General features: G+C 68.0%; 14 protein-coding genes. 2 read left to right on the top strand and 12 right to left on the bottom strand.

Annotated elements, in window-relative coordinates; translation table 11 throughout:
- Positions 1 to 66: 66 nt before the first annotated feature.
- Positions 67 to 1,602 (bottom strand): MFS transporter, encoded by a 1,536-nt coding sequence (locus ACUDP5_RS27070; protein ID WP_445657703.1) that lies wholly within the window; start codon positions 1,600 to 1,602, stop codon positions 67 to 69.
- Between the two features lie 106 nt (positions 1,603 to 1,708).
- Between ACUDP5_RS27070 and ACUDP5_RS27065 the strand changes: the two genes are divergently transcribed.
- On the top strand, positions 1,709 to 2,569 hold the full coding sequence (locus tag ACUDP5_RS27065) for a LysR family transcriptional regulator (RefSeq protein WP_445657702.1): 861 nt from the start codon (positions 1,709 to 1,711) through the stop codon (positions 2,567 to 2,569).
- A gap of 63 nt (positions 2,570 to 2,632) precedes the next feature.
- Here the strand turns inward: ACUDP5_RS27065 and ACUDP5_RS27060 are convergent, their stop codons facing one another.
- Together ACUDP5_RS27060 and ACUDP5_RS27055 are read right to left on the bottom strand one after the other, a co-directional pair.
- The gene (locus ACUDP5_RS27060; RefSeq protein ID WP_263915192.1) at positions 2,633 to 2,824 is read right to left on the bottom strand and encodes a DUF2970 domain-containing protein; all 192 of its coding nucleotides are present in this window, start codon (positions 2,822 to 2,824) and stop codon (positions 2,633 to 2,635) included.
- Positions 2,825 to 2,940: 116 nt separating this feature from the next.
- Positions 2,941 to 3,864, bottom strand: a complete 924-nt coding sequence (locus tag ACUDP5_RS27055; protein ID WP_263915193.1) for a LysR family transcriptional regulator — start codon at positions 3,862 to 3,864, stop codon at positions 2,941 to 2,943.
- Positions 3,865 to 4,102: 238 nt separating this feature from the next.
- Here ACUDP5_RS27055 and ACUDP5_RS27050 point away from each other — a divergent pair, with 238 nt between their 5' ends.
- Positions 4,103 to 5,440 carry a DUF3100 domain-containing protein gene (locus ACUDP5_RS27050; RefSeq protein WP_263915194.1) on the top strand — a complete coding sequence of 446 codons (1,338 nt, stop codon included), beginning with the start codon at positions 4,103 to 4,105 and terminating at the stop codon, positions 5,438 to 5,440.
- 102 nt (positions 5,441 to 5,542) lie between these two features.
- On the opposite strand, the gene ACUDP5_RS27045 is transcribed toward ACUDP5_RS27050, so the two are convergent.
- From ACUDP5_RS27045 to ACUDP5_RS27005, 9 genes are all read right to left on the bottom strand, one after another.
- Positions 5,543 to 6,124 carry a hypothetical protein gene (locus ACUDP5_RS27045; RefSeq protein WP_445657701.1) on the bottom strand — a complete coding sequence of 194 codons (582 nt, stop codon included), beginning with the start codon at positions 6,122 to 6,124 and terminating at the stop codon, positions 5,543 to 5,545.
- 223 nt (positions 6,125 to 6,347) lie between these two features.
- A complete protein-coding gene (locus ACUDP5_RS27040) occupies positions 6,348 to 6,953 on the bottom strand; it encodes a glutathione S-transferase (RefSeq protein WP_445657700.1) in 606 nt (201 codons plus the stop codon).
- Between the two features lie 27 nt (positions 6,954 to 6,980).
- A complete protein-coding gene (locus ACUDP5_RS27035; RefSeq protein ID WP_445657699.1) occupies positions 6,981 to 8,687 on the bottom strand; it encodes an FAD-dependent oxidoreductase in 1,707 nt (568 codons plus the stop codon).
- A 5-nt stretch (positions 8,688 to 8,692) separates the two neighbouring features.
- Positions 8,693 to 9,433, bottom strand: a complete 741-nt coding sequence (locus ACUDP5_RS27030; protein ID WP_445657698.1) for an SDR family NAD(P)-dependent oxidoreductase — start codon at positions 9,431 to 9,433, stop codon at positions 8,693 to 8,695.
- A gap of 8 nt (positions 9,434 to 9,441) precedes the next feature.
- The gene (locus ACUDP5_RS27025) at positions 9,442 to 10,194 is read right to left on the bottom strand and encodes an SDR family NAD(P)-dependent oxidoreductase (protein WP_445657697.1); all 753 of its coding nucleotides are present in this window, start codon (positions 10,192 to 10,194) and stop codon (positions 9,442 to 9,444) included.
- A 9-nt stretch (positions 10,195 to 10,203) separates the two neighbouring features.
- Entirely contained in the window at positions 10,204 to 10,923 is a 720-nt protein-coding gene (locus tag ACUDP5_RS27020; protein WP_445657696.1) for an ABC transporter ATP-binding protein, read from the bottom strand.
- Entirely contained in the window at positions 10,916 to 11,680 is a 765-nt protein-coding gene (locus ACUDP5_RS27015) for an ABC transporter ATP-binding protein (RefSeq protein WP_025138476.1), read from the bottom strand. Before ACUDP5_RS27015 ends, ACUDP5_RS27020 begins: the two co-directional genes overlap by 8 nt.
- Positions 11,677 to 12,681: a branched-chain amino acid ABC transporter permease gene (locus ACUDP5_RS27010; protein ID WP_263915200.1), complete on the bottom strand. Its 1,005-nt coding sequence runs from the start codon at positions 12,679 to 12,681 to the stop codon at positions 11,677 to 11,679. Before ACUDP5_RS27010 ends, ACUDP5_RS27015 begins: the two co-directional genes overlap by 4 nt.
- Positions 12,678 to 13,580 (bottom strand): branched-chain amino acid ABC transporter permease, encoded by a 903-nt coding sequence (locus ACUDP5_RS27005; protein WP_445657695.1) that lies wholly within the window; start codon positions 13,578 to 13,580, stop codon positions 12,678 to 12,680. Before ACUDP5_RS27005 ends, ACUDP5_RS27010 begins: the two co-directional genes overlap by 4 nt.
- Positions 13,581 to 13,626: the final 46 nt, after the last annotated feature.

Below are 13,626 nucleotides of genomic sequence, written 5' to 3'. Positions count from 1 at the left end.
ACGCGTGCTTGCTGCCCCGAAGGGGGGTGTCCGGCCTTCGGACTGCGGGGCGGCCGGACGGCGGTTCTAACGGAGGTTGTTGCCGCGCGCTTGCGGGGTGGCCTGGCGGCGGGGTTGGTGTGTACCGAATGCGAACCGGCTGGCCAGGGCCAGCAGCGCGGCGGCAGCCGCGCCGTAGAGCATGACGTCGCCGAAGCCTTGGGCCAGGGCGGCGTGGGCCGCTTGGGCCGGGATACCGGTGCCGCTGGCGAGGCTGCCGGCGGACAGGCTTTCGGCCAGCAGACGCAGCGCGGCGCCGTCGGGGGCGTCGGGCCACTGTTGACGCAGCGCGGACAGCACGCCTTGCACCAGCAGCAATCCCATCAGCGCGATGTTGATCGACAGGCTGATCATGCGCACGCTGATGTCGATGCCCGACGCCATGCCCGCGCGTTCGCCAGGCACCGCGCCCGTGGTGGTATTGGTGACGGGGGTATTGATCAGCCCCAATCCCGTGCCGGCCAGCAGGCAGCCGGGCAGCATCGTCAGCCAACTGGCCTGGGCGGTACCGCTGCCGTACTTCATTAGCAGGAAACCCAGGCCGATGGCGAACAGGCCGGCGGGAATGACCGTGTCGGGGCGGTAGCGCAGCGCCAGCTTTTCGCCCAGTGGCGGCGCCACCAGGGTCGGCAGGGTATAGGCCAGCAAGGACAGGCCGGTGCCCAGGCTGCTGTACCCCAGGCCGTTCTGGAAATACAGCGGCAGGTAGATCATGAACGGCCAGAAGCTGAAGTTCATGCCGGCCGACGCCAGCAGCGCGCCCGAGAAGCGGCGGATCCGGAACACCGAGAAATCGAACATCGGGTCTGCGCTACGGCGTTCGGCGATGACGAAGACGATCAAGCCGAGGATGGCCACGGCCAAGCTGGCGATCGCGCTGCCGCTGGTGAAGCCAGCGGCGGGTCCCTGGGTGATGAACCACGCCAGGCCGAACACCGCCAGCGACAGCGACGCGATGCCGGCCAGGTCCAGCTTGCGTTGCTGCGGATCGCGCGATTCGTCCACGCCGGGCACGACCAGGGCCAGGGCGATCAGCGCCAGCGGCCCGTGCGCCAGGAACACCCATTGCCAGCTGGACGCCGCCACGATGGCCGAGCCGATGACCGGGCCAAAGCCCAGGCCTGTGCCGAAGGCGATGCCCCAGGCGCCGAAGGCCTTGCCGCGCGCGGCACCGTCCGGGAAACGGTGCGACAGCACCGCCACCTGGCAAATCAGCATGGCGCCGCCGGACATGCCCTGCAGGAAGCGGCCGGCGATCAGGACGCCTGTGTCCTCGGCCCAGCCGCAGATCAGCGAGGTGACGCCGAATATCGCCAGGCTGATGACGAACAAGCGCTTGCGGCCATAGCGGTCGGCCAGCGTGCCGGCGGCCATCAGCACCGTCGTGCAGGCGATGGTGTAGGCGTTCATGATCCATTGCAGGTCTTTGAAGCTGCTGTGCAGCGCCTGTTCCAGCGTGGGCAGAATCACCGGCACGCTGGAGATTTCCAGGCCGAACATCAAGGCAGCCAGGCAGACGGCGGCCAGCGTAAATGCTTTTTTTCGCGCGGGGGAGAGCGGCATCGGGGGGCTCACGGCAAATCGGGACAGCCATTCTGCGAGCGCCTTGAAAATGATGGAAATGATTTAATTTTGTAGAATTCATCAATATTCATCATGAGTGAAAGCGATGGACTTCGATCCCGCCCTGTTGCGCGCCTATGTTGCGGTGAAAGAGGCTGGCGGTTTCACCCGCGCGGCCGAGCGGCTGCACCTGAGCCAGTCGGCCATCAGCCACCAGATCCGGCGCCTGGAAGCGCAAGCCGGTACCGCCTTGCTGGTGCGCACCACGCGCAGCCTGGCGCTGACCGAGGATGGCGAGGATTTCCTGCGCTATGCCGAGCAGGTTCTGCGGGCGCAGGATGCCCTGGCGCGGCGTTTTCAGCGGTCGTCGGTGGCGGGGGCCGTGCGGTTCGGCGTGCCCGAGAATTTCATGGGCGAACGCCTGCCGCTGCTGCTGGCGCGCTTTGCCCGCGTGTTTCCCGCGGTGCGCCTGGACGTGTTTGTCGGCACCTATCTGGATCTGCGCGCGCAGGTCGAGGCCGACGCGCTGGACCTGGCTGTCGTCATGTCCTTACCGGGCGAGCCCGAGAGCGGGGCGATGTTGCGGCAGACGCGGTTCGTCTGGGCGGCCGCCCACGCCTTCGACTTTGACGGCGACGGGCCGCTGCCGCTGGCCTTCGCGCCTCCGCCGTGCGTGCACCGCGAGGTGGGCGTGGCCGCGCTGGAGCAGGCCGGGCTGGACTGGCGGGTGGCTTTCACGTCGCCCAGCCAAGAGGGTTTGCGGGCCGCGGTGCTGGCTGGTCTGGCGGTCACGGCGTTGCCGCAGGAAGACGTGCGGCCCGGCATGGACGTGATCGACGGCCGCTACGGCCTGCCGTCGTTGCCGGAGGCGGATTTCAGGCTGATCGCGCGCGCCGGCGATAACTCGCCCGCGGTGCATGCGTTCGGGCGCTTGTTGGTGGAGATGTCGGCGCTGGCGCTAGCGTAGCCGGATGGCGCGGCGATGGACGCTGCGGCGACGGGCGCTTACGCAAGGTTTCCCGTGACGGGGCTACAACGCCGCGTTGACGGCCCAGCGGGCGACGGCGATCAGGATGGCAACCAGGCACGCGGCCATCAGCAGGCCGGTGAGGATCAGGGGGGCGGGCTTGTTGTGGGCGATGTCGGCGTCGTAGCCGCGGCCGCGGCGCACGCCGAAAAAGCCCCACAGGACGGATTTGGCCGTGCGCAGGAAGCTGAGCATGAGGGTCTCCAGGCAAGGAAGGGGATGCTGCGACTGTAGGCGTTGCATCCTGGCGGCGACAGGGGCAGATCCGCGCGAAAAGACCGTATCAGATGCGGTGTATGGGCGGCGTTATCTCAAAGCGCGGAAGACGACGGGGCGCCGATGCCGCGCACGATATGGTCCAGCAGTTCACGCGCCGCGGGCGAGATGTGCCGCCCGGCACGGCTGAGCACGTGCAGGCTGCCCTGGTTCAGGATCGGATTGGCCAGCGGCAGGCTGGCCAGGCGCTGGGCGGCCATGTCGGCGGTGACGGCAATCGGCGGCGTCAGGGCGTAGCCGATGCCGGTCGCGGCGAACTGCCACAGCGCCTTGAAGGACGACGTCGTCAGCACGTTGCGCAGGCGCACCTGTTCGCTGATCTCGGCGGCCTGGATGTGCTGGCGCACGCCGAAGCCTTCCTGCATGGACGCGCCGGGGTAGTCGACCAGGTCGGTCAACAGCAGCGGGCGTTGCAGCCGCGTCAGCGGGTGGTCCTGCCGCACGATGGCGCGGATGGGTTCGGGGCGCGAGTAGTGCGTGCGCAGCCGGGCGTCGTTGGGCGGCTGGAATACCAGGCCGATGTAGGCCTGGTCGTCGACGATGCGTTGCACGATTTCGGAGGTGCGGGCCACGTCGATGTCCAGCGTCACCTCCGGGTGGCTGCGCCAGTAGCCGGGCAGCACGCGGTCGAACATCAGTTCGACGAAGCCTTCGCCCAGCACCAGGTCGATGTGGCCGCGCTCGGCCTTGCGCAGGCTGTCGATTTCCGAGAAGAAGCTTTCCTGGATGTTCTGCTGGCGCTTTACGTAGCGCGCCAGGATGTGGCCGGCGTCGGTCGGCACGACGCCGCGGCCGCGCCGTTCGAACAGCGCCATGCCGCAGTCGCGTTCCAGCGCGGCGATGGCGCGGCTGACGGCGGACGGATCCATGTTCAGCACTTCGGCGGCGCCGCGCACCGAACCCCGGCTCATGACCTGCATGAAGTAGTGGGTGCGGCGGGCGTCGAGTTTTTCGTCCATGGGGCGGCTCCGTGGCAGCAAGGCATCGGAAAATTTGCAACAATACCAAGGGTTTACCCTGAGTTATTGCGTGATCTTGCAAAAAATTCCCAGGAAAAGCCAGTCCGTTGCATTTTACGCAACGCAATAGCCCAGGTGGTGTCATGGTTGGCGTGCAGCCCCCCGGCGAAAATCGCCGCTGCCGCCCGCCGCGCCGTGGGCGGCCCTAAAACCTACTCACGTTCATCAGGGGAATTCGATGTCTCATGCCAGCGCCAGCCTGGCCGCGCCCACCATGTCGCTGTCCAGCCGCGTCCGCATGCTCGCCGCCATCTTGCTGGTGGTGATCGTGTCCGAAGCGATCGGCAGCGTCACCTTCGCGGTGGGCCCGGGCAAGATCGTTCTGCAGCCCATGCTCTGGGCCATTTTCATCGGCGCGATCGTGGCCGCCTTCGGCCAACGCCTGCCCGCGGGCGCCGGCATCGACACCGCCATGCAGACCCGCATCAGCGGTTACCTGCAATACGCGCTGCTGCCCTTCCTGGCCAAGCTGGGCCTGATGGTGGGCGGCTCGCTGCCGCAAGTGCGCGAGGCCGGCTGGGCGCTGGTGTTCCAGGAATTCGGCCACTTCTTCGGCACCATGGCCATCGGCCTGCCGCTGGCCCTGCTGCTGGGCATCAAGCGTGAAGCCATCGGCGCCACGTTCTCGGTGGGCCGCGAGCCCAGCCTGGCGATCATCGGCGAGCGCTACGGCATGAATTCGCCGGAAGGCCGTGGCGTGATGGCCGAGTACATCACCGGCACCGTGATCGGCGCGCTGTTCGTGGCGCTGATGGCCGGCTTCATCACCAGCCTGAACATCTTCGATCCGCGTTCGCTCGCCATGGGCGCCGGCGTGGGCTCGGGCAGCATGATGGCCGCGGGCGTGGGCGCGATCGCCTCGCAGCAGACGCCGGAAGTGGCGCACCAGGTGGCCGCGCTGGCCGCCGCCGCCAACCTGCTGACCACCGTGGTGGGCGTGTACTTCACGCTGTTCATTTCGTTGCCGACGACCATCTTCCTGTACGGCAAGCTGGAACCCGTGCTGGGCCGTTTCTCGCGCGCCAAGGCTGAACCTGCCGCCGCCGCCGCCGCGGCCGATGGCGAAGTGCCCTCGCACTCGGTGAAGATGGGCTTTGGCGATCGCCTGACCGCCTACGCCGTCTGCGGCCTGTTCGCGCTGGTGGGTAACCGCCTGGGCTACAACGTGCCGTTCCTGGACGCGTTGCCCGGCATGGCCATCATCATCCTGCTGGTCGTGATTGCCGACCTGCTGCTGCGCGTGGTGCCCAAGCTGCCGGCCGTGGCCGTGCTGTCGCTGATCGCGATGACCGTGGGCTGCCCGGGCGTGCTGCCGTACTCGGACCAGATCATTGCCGCCGTCGGCAAGGTCAACTTCCTGCCGTTCACCACGGTGATCCTGGCGATGGCCGGCCTGTCGATCCTGAAAGACCTGCCTGCCTTCCGCAAGCTGGGCTGGAAGATCGTGGTGGTGTCGCTGGCCGCCAATGCTGGCACCTTCATGGGCGCCACCCTGATCGCCGAGTTCTTCCACTGATCGTGAAGGGCCGTCCGGCCGATGGCCTGGACGGCAGCGTCGGTGAGGTTCAGCGCCCGCCAACAGAAAGCCGCCTTTTGCAGGGCGGCTTTTTTGCGTGCATCAGGTGCGGGCGCCGGGACGGTAGCGCGCGTTGTCGGTGACGTTTTCCGTGGGGCCGATGTTCTCGACCTTGGGAATATTCAGGCCGGCGGCCTTCATCGCGACGGTGGTCTGCAGGTCCTGGACCTGCGGGTTGCCCATCGCCACGCGATACGGCTGCAACGGCGTCAGGCCTGCGATGGTGCCCAGGTCGTTGGCGGTGTCGCCGCGCAGCGCGACGGGATCGGGGCGCGCCGAGAAATCGTCCACCGCGCGGCGCAGGCGGGCGTCGGCGTACAGGTCGCGCAGTTGGTCGACATTGACGGCGGCGGGGGCGGCGGCCAGCGCGTGCGGCGCTTGCGTCGTGGCGGGTTGCGCAGCACGCACGTCGCGGTCGGCCTGGGCCGATTCCGTGGCCGTGCGGGCAATGCGCTGGGCTTGCCAGGCGGCCTGCGCCTGGGCGCTACGCTGGGCCTGGCGGGTGGCGGCGTTGCGCGCGGCCCATTCGGCTTCCCAGACCGGGCGGGTGTCGTCCAGCAAGGGAATGCGCGCGGCGTAGGGCGCGGCGACTCGGCTGATGGGGGAGACGGCGGTCACGTTCATGCGTGGCTCCCTGGGCGGGTGGGTCTATCGGTTGGGCTGGCAGGCCCCGCGAAAGTTCAATATAGACGTCGGCCCCGGCACCGTCATTTCCATCTGTAAGAAAAAAAAGCCCCTGGCAAGCGCCAGGGGCCAGCGGCGGGTTCAAGCGAACGCGCCGTACCAGGCAGCCGCCCTTCCTGAAGCCCGGCGGGTTCTTCAGGCGTCGTGGCTGCCCAAACCGTGTTCAGGCGTGCGGCAGCGTGGCCTGCATCGACGGACGTTGGTTGAACGTCTTGAACCAGGCCGCAACGGCGGGGTGGCCGGCGCGCCAGTCGAAGTCGGGATAGCGGAAATCCAGGTAGCCCAGGGCGCAGCCTACGGTGATGGTGCCGATGTCCAGGCGCCCTTCCAGGCCGGCGGCGGTTTTTTCCAGTTGCGCCAGGCCGTCGCGCACCTTGCCCAGCTGGCCTTCGTACCAGCCGTCCCAGCGCAGGGCTTCGGGGCGCAGCACGGTTTCGTAGCGGGCCAGCAGGGCCGCGCCCAGCATGCCGTCGCCCAGCGATTGCTCGGCCAGGGCGCGCCAGCGGGCGGCGCCGGCCGGGAACAGCGCGCCGCCGCCCAGCTCGTTCAGGTATTCGCAGATGACGCGGCTGTCGAACAGTGCCTGGCCGTCATCGGTGAGCAGGGTAGGCACCTGGCCCAGCGGGTTGCTGGGGATGATGGTCTGGTCGCGGGCCACGGGGCCGGCGGCGCTGGGCAGCTTTTCGATGCGGTCGACCAGCCCCAGCTCGTGTGCGATGACCATGCATTTGCGCACAAAGGGCGAGGCGGGCGAAAAGTAGATCTTCATGTGGGGTCCTTGAAGGTTGGCGTAGCGTCAGTGTTGGCCGTGGGCCAGGTGTTGTCCAGCGACCCAGCCGAAAGTCAGCGCGGGGCCCAGCGTGATGCCGGGCGCGGGATAGGCGCCGCCCATGACCGAGTGCATATCATTGCCCACCACGTACAGTCCGGCTATCGGATGGCCGGCTTCGTCCACGGCCTGGGCATTGCGATTTGCCGCAATGCCGCACGCCGTGCCGATGTCGCCGGGGTAGACCTTGACGGCGTAGTAGGGACCGGCGCCCAGCGGCGCCAGGCAGGGATTGGGCGCGTGGTCGGGGTCGCCCAGGTAGCGGTTGTAGGCGGTGCCGCCCTTGCCGAAGTCGGGGTCGTGGCCTTCTTCGGCATGCTGGTTGTAGCGTTGCACCGTGGCGGTCAGTGCGTCGGCGGGCACGCCCAACTTTTGCGCCAGGGCTTGCAGCGTGGGCGCTTGCAGCAGGTAGCCGGCGTCGATCAAATGCTGCCGCGGCCGGCCGCCGGGCAATGCCAGGCCCAGGCCCCAGGTGTCGATGAAGCGCTGGTCGCACAGCAGGTAGGCGGGCACCGTGGGCGTGTCGGCGTGGCTGCGGTACATGGCTTCGACGAACGCGTGGTACGAGGTCGATTCGTTGACGAAGCGGCGGCCGGCGCCGTTGACGGCGATCAGGCCGGGCTTGGCGCGGTCCCATACCAGGTGCGGATAGTGCAGCGGCCCGCGGCCCGGTTGTTCCAGGATGGATACGGGCGCCCAGAATGCGGGGCTGGCATGGCCCTGGCCCAGCGCCGCACCCGCGCCTTCGGCCAGGCGGATGCCGTCGCCGGTATTGTCGCGCGGCGACATCGACCAGTCGCCGGTGGGATGCGGGTAGGCCTGCTGGCGGCGCGCCGAATCCCACGGAAAGCCGCCGGTTGCCAGCACCACGCCGCGGCGGGCGCGGATATTCATCCGCCGGCCTTGGTGCACGACGGTAGCGCCCAGCACCGCGCCGTCGTCGCCGCGCACCAGCCCCAGCGCGGGCGTATCGAGCCAGTACGGGATGTTGCGGGACAGCAGGGCATGGAACAGCTGCGCGGCCAGCGCGTTGCCCAGCAGCAGGCGGGTGCCGCGGTGATAGCCGCGCAGGCGGTCGGCGTAATAGCGCAGCACCAGCTTCATGGCGTGCCGCCACGAGGTGAAGGCGCGCGTGGCGCGCAGCAGATGCCGCACGTCGGTGATGTTGACCATCATGCCGCCCAGCACCGTGAATTCCTTGAGCGGGTCGCGCAGCGTCTTGAAGTGGCGGCCAAGCTTGCGGCCGTCGAATTCCACCGGGTCCAGCGACCGGCCGCCCAACGCCGCGCCAGGCCGGTCGGGGTAGTAGTCGGGTGATGCGGTACGCGCGGCGACCTGCAGGAAGCCGCGCTCGACCAGGTCGTCCATCATGCGCGGCCCGGCTTCCAGGTAGGCCCGCTTCATGTCGTCGGACGCCGCGGCGCCGACGGTTTCCTGCAGATAGGTCCAGACCTTGTCGAAACTGTCGGGATGGCCGGCGGCGTCGGTCTGCGCGTTCAGCGGTATCCACAGCGCACCGCCGGAAATCGCGGTCGAACCGCCGATGTGGCCGGTCTTTTCCACCACCAGTACATCCAGGCCTTCGACGCTGGCGGTGAGGGCGGCGCTCATGCCGCCGGCGCCCGAGCCGACGATCAGTGCGTCGACTTCCTTGTCCCACTTGATGCTGTCCATGCCGCTTATGCTCCCGACCCGCCCAGCGATTTGCCGCCGTCCACGAAAATGACCTGGCCGGTGATGAAGTCCATGTGCGGCGCGGCCAGGAAGGACACGGCATTGGCGATGTCTTGCGGCTGGCCCGCGCGGCCCGTGGGCTGCAGGGCCAGTTGCGCGGCCAGGCGCTCGGCGCTCAGGTTGCGCAGCAGCGGCGTGTCGATCAGGCCAGGCGCGATGGCGTTGACCAGGATGCCGAGCGGCGCCAGTTCCATGGCCGAGGCCCGCGTATAGCCCACCAGCGCGGCTTTCGAGGCCACGTAGTGCGGGTGGTTCTTGGCACCCAGATAGGCGCGCGAGGCGATGTTGACGATCTTGCCGCCGGGGGCCATGTCGCGCGCGGCTTCCTGCGTGAGCGTGGCCACGGCCAGCAGGTTGACGTTAAACATGCGGCGGTAGTCGTCGCTGGTGACGTCAAAGAACTTGCGCTCGTCGAAGAGGCCGGCGTTGTTGACCAATGCGGCCAGCGGCGCCAGTTCGCGCACCAGTTGGCGGGTGGCGTGCTCGTCGGTCAGGTCCACCACGCGGTAGTCGACGGCAAGGCCTTGCGCTTGCAAGGCGTCGGTTTCGCGGGCGGCCAGTTCGGCGTTGCGGTCGGCCATGACCACGCGAAAGCCATCGCGTGCCAGGCGCTCCACGATGGCCAGGCCCATGCCGCTGGCGCCGCCCGTGACCAGCGCGGTGCCCGGTGTGTTGTCTGATTGCATATCGACTCCTATACGGCCAGGTAGCCGCCGTCCACGGGCAGCACCACGCCATTCACGTAGCTGGCCATGTCGGATGCCAGGAACAGCACGGGGCCGACGATTTCGTCGGCGCGCCCGGCCCGCGCCATCGGGGCGCGTTGCAGGTACCAATCGGTGCCGTGCGCTTGCGAGCGCTGGCCGGCCGTCATTTCCGTTTCCATCAGCCCGGGCGCCACGGCGTTCACGCGCACGCCGTGCGGCGCCAGGTCGCGCGCCAGCACTTCGGTGAACGAGCGCACGCCGCCCTTGGACACCACGTAGCCCGCCGTCGAGATGCCGCAGCCATACGCCACGATGGAGCACAGGTTGACGATGGCGCCGCGCGTGGCCTTGAGCTGTTCGACGAAGGCGTGGGTGACGTTGAACGTGCCTTGCAGGTTCACGCCCATGACGCGGTCCCAGATCTGCGGCGTCTGTGGGTCGTCGAACGGGGCGCGCGCCGAGATGCCGGCGTTGTTGACCAGCACGTCGATGTTGCCGTGGCGGCTGGCGGATTCGGCAGCGAAGGCGCGCACCGCTTCGGCGTCGGTCACGTCCAGCGCCACGTCGAACGCGCGGCCGCCTTCGGCCGCGATGGCCTGCGCGCTGGCGCGTGCCAATGCGGGGTCCAGGTCGGCCACGATTACCGTGGCACCTTGCTTGGCGAAGCCCTGGGCGATGGTGGCGCCCAGGCCGCGGCCGGCGCCGGTGACGAGGACTCGCTTGTCTTGCATCATGCTCATGGCAATTTCCTAGGCGCCCAGGTAGGCGCGTTGCACGGCTTCATCGCTGGCCAGGGCGCTGGATTCGCCTTCCAGCGCGATCTCGCCGTTTTCCAGGATGTAGGCGTAGCTGGACACCGACAGCGCCAGCTTCACGTTCTGTTCGACCAGCAGGACGGTGATGCCCTGTTCGCGATTCAGCCGCAGCACGATGTCGAAGATCTGCTCGACCACCAGCGGCGACAGGCCCATGGACGGTTCGTCCAGCAGGATCATGCGCGGGCGCGCCATCATGGCGCGGCCGGTGGCCAGCATCTGCTGCTCGCCGCCCGACAACGTGGCTGCCTTCTGCTCGAATCGTTCGCGCAGCCGTGGAAAGGTGTCGCAGACCATGTCCAGGTCCTGCTTGACCGCCTGGCGGTCGTGGCGCAGGTAGGCGCCCATCTCCAGGTTCTCGCGCACGCTCATGTCGCGGAAGATTTCGCGGCCTTCGGGTACCTGCACGATGCCGCGGCCGACGATGGCATCCGCCGGCTGGCGGTGGATGGCCTCGCCGTCGAAACGCACGCTGCCCGCGGTGGGCGACACCAGTCGCGAGATCACGTTGAGCGTGGTGGATTTGCCCGCGCCGTTGGCGCCCAGCAGCGCCACGATGGCGCCTTGCGGCACCTTCAACGACACGTCCTGCAAGGCGCGGATGTTGCCGTAGGCGGCGCTGACCGATTCGACTTCAAGCAGATACTCAGCCACCGGCGGCTCCCTTGCCCAGATAGGCTTCGATGACGCGGGGGTTGCTGCGCACCTCCGCGGGCGTGCCTTCGGCGATCTTCTCGCCGAACGACATGACGGTGATGCGATCCGAGATCGACATCACCAGCTGCATCACGTGCTCGACCAGCAGCACCGTGATGCCGTCGCGTTCGCACAGCTCGGTCAGGATGCGGTCCAGCGTTTCGATTTCGCGGTTGCGCAGGCCGGCTGCGGGTTCGTCCAGCAAGAGCAGCTTGGGCGAGATGGCCAGCGCCCGCGCCAGCTCCAGCATCTTCTGGCGGCCGAAGTCCAGGCTGCAGGCGGGGGTGTCCAGGAAGTCGGCCAGCCCCACGCGTTCAAGCAGGTGCTCGACGCGTTCGCGCGCTTCGGCGCGGGCGGGGCGCAGCAGACGCGACGCCGTGGACGCGCCGTGCGCATAGGTGCCCAGCAAGGCGTTCTCGCGCACCGTCAGCGCGCTGAACAGCTCCAGGTTCTGGAAGGTGCGGGCCACGCCCAGCGCGGCCATTTCGTGCGGCTTCTTCGTCGTGATGTCGACGCCGTCGAACACGATACGGCCCTGGGTGGGGCGGTAGTAGCGCGAGACGCAATTGAAGGTGGTGGACTTGCCGGCGCCGTTGGGACCGATCAGCGCATGGATGCGACCGCGTTCCACCTGCATGGACAGGCCGTTGATGGCCGTCAGGCCGCCGAACTTCACCGTCAGGCCCTGGACGTCGAGATAAGGCTGGGCGCTCATGCGGCGCTCCTTTGCGTGGGTTTGGCGGCCGGGGCGGCGGCGCCCGTGCGCGTGGGCAGCGGGGCGGCCGGCGGGGGCGCGCGGCGGCGCGCGTCACGGCTGGCGAACAGGCCCTTGGGCGCGAACATCATGAAGCCCATCAGGATCACGCCGTAGATGATTTCCTGGAACGACAGCGCCTGGCGCAGCAGTTCCGAAATCAGGCCGAAGCCCAGTGCGCCGGCGATGGCGCCGCGCACCGAACCGATGCCGCCTACCACCACCATGGTGAGAATCAGGATGGTGGTCTGGAAGCCCAGGCTTTCGGGGTGGATGAACGAGGCAAAGGTGGTGTACATGCCGCCCGCGATGCCGGCGTACGCCGCCGACAGCGTGAAGGCGGTGCGCTTGATGGCGTTGACGTTCACGCCCATGGCCTGCGCCGCCACATCGCTTTCGCGTACGGCCCGGAAGGCCGACCCCAGCTGCGAGCGCGACAGTGCAATGGTGGCCCACAGCAGCAGCGCGGCTATTGCCACGACAAACGGATAGGCCTTGATGTCGGACACCAGCTCGTAGCCGAACAGCGTGGCAGGCGAAATCCGGAAGCCGTTCGAGCCGTTGGTGACCGATTGCCAGTTCAGGAACACCCACTGCATCGCCTCGCCAAAGGCAAAGGTGGACAGCGCCAGGTAGATGTCACGCATGCGCAGGGCCAGCGCGCCGATGATGTAGCCCAGCACGGCGGCCAGCAGGCCGCCCGCCACGATGGACACGAAGAAGGGCGGATGCCACAGGTTGTTGATGAGGCCCGCGGTATAGATGCCCACGCCATAGAACGCGGCGTGCGACAGCGCGAACTGGCCGGTTTCACCGATGACCAGGTGCAGGCCCAGGGCCAGCACCACGAACACCATCAATAGGTTGACGACGTAGATGACATAGCCGCTGGCCACGAACGGCAGGGCGACGAGCGCCACGGCCATCAGCGCCAGCAGGGCGGGATCGAGCTTGGATTTCATACTTTCTTCACCTGCAGTTTGCCGCCCAGGAGGCCTTGCGGACGCAGCAGCAGCACCACCATGATGGCGACGAAGGGCGCCACCACGATGGCGTTGGTCGAAATGAACAGGCCCACCAGGTTCTCGGCCACGCCGATCACGAAGCCGCCGACCACCGCGCCGGGCAGGCTGGTGATGCCGCCGACGATGGCGGCCGCGTAGGCCAGGATGGCGATGTGGCCGATGTCGGGCGTGATCAGGATCTTGGGGGTGATGAGCAGGGCCGCCACGGCCGAGATCAGGCCGGACAGCGCCCACACCATCATGCGGATGCGCGTCAGGTTCACGCCCACCAGGCGCGCGGCCTTGGGGTTCATGCCGACGGCGCGCATGGCCTTGCCCACGCGGGTGTAGGTGAACATCACGTAGAGCAGCAGCATCACGCCGACCGCCACCGCGAAGATCACCAGGTCCAGCTGGGTCAGCACCGCGTCGCCGATGATGACGGCGTCGGTGGGCGCCAGCGGCGGCAGCGAGCGCGGCGTGTCGCCCAGCCCGGTCTGGCGCACCAGCCCTTTCAGGGCATAGGCCAGGCCCAGCGTGGCGATCACCATCTGCACACCGACGCCCTTGGAGGCGATGACGCGTTCCATCACCACGCGCTGGAACAGGCCGGACACGACCGCCACGACGGCCAGCGTCACGGGGATGACAACCAGGTAAGGCCAGCCCATGACCAGGGTCAGGAACAGGGCGATGTAGCCGCCGACCATGAAGATTTCGCCTTGCGCGAAATTCGGCACGTCGGTGGTCTTGAAGATGATGACAACGGCAACGGCCAGCAGCGCGTACACGCTGCCCGTCACCAGCCCTGACAGCACCCCTTGCTGCAGGAACAACCAGAAATCGGCAAAGCTCATGATGGTCTCCGGCGGTCCGCGCGGCGCTGCGCCGCGGCGCGGACCT

Source organism: Achromobacter sp. NCFB-sbj8-Ac1-l, from assembly GCF_052695805.1.
Note: the sequence above shows the minus strand (reverse complement) of the source record. Positions and strands in the feature narration are given on the sequence as shown.

Bases quoted from the DNA above. Each gene is read 5' to 3' on its own strand.
- ACUDP5_RS27005 (WP_445657695.1), bottom strand. From the start codon at position 13,580: ATGAGCTTTGCCGATTTCTGGTTGTTCCTGCAGCAAGGGGTGCTGTCA.
- ACUDP5_RS27065 (WP_445657702.1), top strand. From the start codon at position 1,709: ATGGACTTCGATCCCGCCCTGTTGCGCGCCTATGTTGCGGTGAAAGAG.
- ACUDP5_RS27060 (WP_263915192.1), bottom strand. From the start codon at position 2,824: ATGCTCAGCTTCCTGCGCACGGCCAAATCCGTCCTGTGGGGCTTTTTC.
- ACUDP5_RS27040 (WP_445657700.1), bottom strand. From the start codon at position 6,953: ATGAAGATCTACTTTTCGCCCGCCTCGCCCTTTGTGCGCAAATGCATG.
- ACUDP5_RS27025 (WP_445657697.1), bottom strand. From the start codon at position 10,194: ATGAGCATGATGCAAGACAAGCGAGTCCTCGTCACCGGCGCCGGCCGC.
- ACUDP5_RS27015 (WP_025138476.1), bottom strand. From the start codon at position 11,680: ATGAGCGCCCAGCCTTATCTCGACGTCCAGGGCCTGACGGTGAAGTTC.
- ACUDP5_RS27010 (WP_263915200.1), bottom strand. From the start codon at position 12,681: ATGAAATCCAAGCTCGATCCCGCCCTGCTGGCGCTGATGGCCGTGGCG.
- ACUDP5_RS27030 (WP_445657698.1), bottom strand. From the start codon at position 9,433: ATGCAATCAGACAACACACCGGGCACCGCGCTGGTCACGGGCGGCGCC.
- ACUDP5_RS27050 (WP_263915194.1), top strand. From the start codon at position 4,103: ATGTCTCATGCCAGCGCCAGCCTGGCCGCGCCCACCATGTCGCTGTCC.
- ACUDP5_RS27055 (WP_263915193.1), bottom strand. From the start codon at position 3,864: ATGGACGAAAAACTCGACGCCCGCCGCACCCACTACTTCATGCAGGTC.
- ACUDP5_RS27035 (WP_445657699.1), bottom strand. From the start codon at position 8,687: ATGGACAGCATCAAGTGGGACAAGGAAGTCGACGCACTGATCGTCGGC.
- ACUDP5_RS27045 (WP_445657701.1), bottom strand. From the start codon at position 6,124: ATGAACGTGACCGCCGTCTCCCCCATCAGCCGAGTCGCCGCGCCCTAC.
- ACUDP5_RS27070 (WP_445657703.1), bottom strand. From the start codon at position 1,602: ATGCCGCTCTCCCCCGCGCGAAAAAAAGCATTTACGCTGGCCGCCGTC.